Here is a 1,145-nt window from a genome sequence, read left to right on the forward strand (position 1 = left end):
TGCGCGGAACGTATCGGCGCTGCCCAGGAGCACCGTGCGGCCCGCGTCGGTCGCCTCCTTGGCGAGCTTGCCCACCGTGGTGGTCTTGCCCGTGCCGTTGATGCCCACGAACAGCACCACGGCCGGCCCGCCGCCGAGCACGTCCTCGCCGCCGGGCGTGAACGTGGAGGCTATCTGGTCGTTCAGCAGGTCGAGCACCGCGTATGCATCGGGAAGCGCCCGTCTTGTGGCCTGGTCGCGAAGGTTCTCCACGATCTCGCTGGCTGCCGCGCCCCCGATGTCGGCCAGGATGAGCGTCTCCTCCAGGCCGTCCCAGAACTCGTCGTCCAGATCCGGGCCGCGGTCCAGAAGGACGTTCATCTGCTCTTTGAACTTGTCGCGCGAGCGGGAGAGCCCCTCGCTTATCCTATCGAAAAATCCCATGTGCGGGCTCCTTTCTCAACAACCTGAACAGTGTATCCCAAATAGGGCCGCACGTCAGCGGCGCGGGTCCGCTTCCTGCTCGGCGTGGATCTTGCGCAAGGAGCGCGTATACCCGACGAAGGGGAAGAGCGAGAGAACGAACCCGGACGCGAGGGCCACGCACGCTGCGAGGCAGGCCCACGACGCCGGCTCGTTGCCCTGGGCAGAAAGCCGCGCCTGGAGCACGAAGAGCAACGCCGCGGCAACCGCGCAGAGGAGCGCGCGCACGCCCAGGCCCTTCCGGCTCTCCCGAAGCGTCTCCGCCTCCGCGTCGTCATCGGTGTACAAGGGGGTCGTGCCGGCCTCGGCGCGCACGATCTGCCAGCCGGACCCCAGCACGACGGGTTCCCAGCCGCCGAGGCCGTAGAGCTCCCGCGCCTCCTCGGAGAAGTCGCGCTGGAAGTCCACCGCGTAGTCGTAGTCGTGCGGCTCGCCCTGCTCGAAGCGGTACAGGAGCGCCCGGTTGATGCCGCGCACATGCCAGCCCTTCGCGCTCATGCGCTTGAGCATGGCCATGTCGTGCCCGGGCATGATCGCCAAGCCCCCGCACATCCTATAGGTCGTCTTCGCCATGCCCCTCCTCGCCTGCCCCGGCACCGGCGCCATCGTCCTCCCTGCCCAGCAGCCCCTCGGCGAGCGCCAGCAGCCGCCGGCGCCGCTCGAAGTCGCGCCGCAGCACCGCG

Annotated in this window: 2 protein-coding genes; both read right to left on the reverse strand. The window is 69.1% G+C overall.

The window, feature by feature from the left end:
• On the reverse strand, positions 1-423 hold a 423-nt coding region (locus GPA_RS02795), incomplete at its 3' end, for a signal recognition particle receptor subunit alpha (protein ID WP_041238873.1).
• Between the two features lie 54 nt (positions 424-477).
• Entirely contained in the window at positions 478-1,035 is a 558-nt protein-coding gene (locus tag GPA_RS02800; RefSeq protein ID WP_041238874.1) for a DUF2812 domain-containing protein, read from the reverse strand.
• Positions 1,036-1,145: the final 110 nt, after the last annotated feature.

The organism is Gordonibacter pamelaeae 7-10-1-b, assembly GCF_000210055.1.
In the GTDB taxonomy this organism is placed as follows: Bacteria; Actinomycetota; Coriobacteriia; order Coriobacteriales; family Eggerthellaceae; genus Gordonibacter; species Gordonibacter pamelaeae.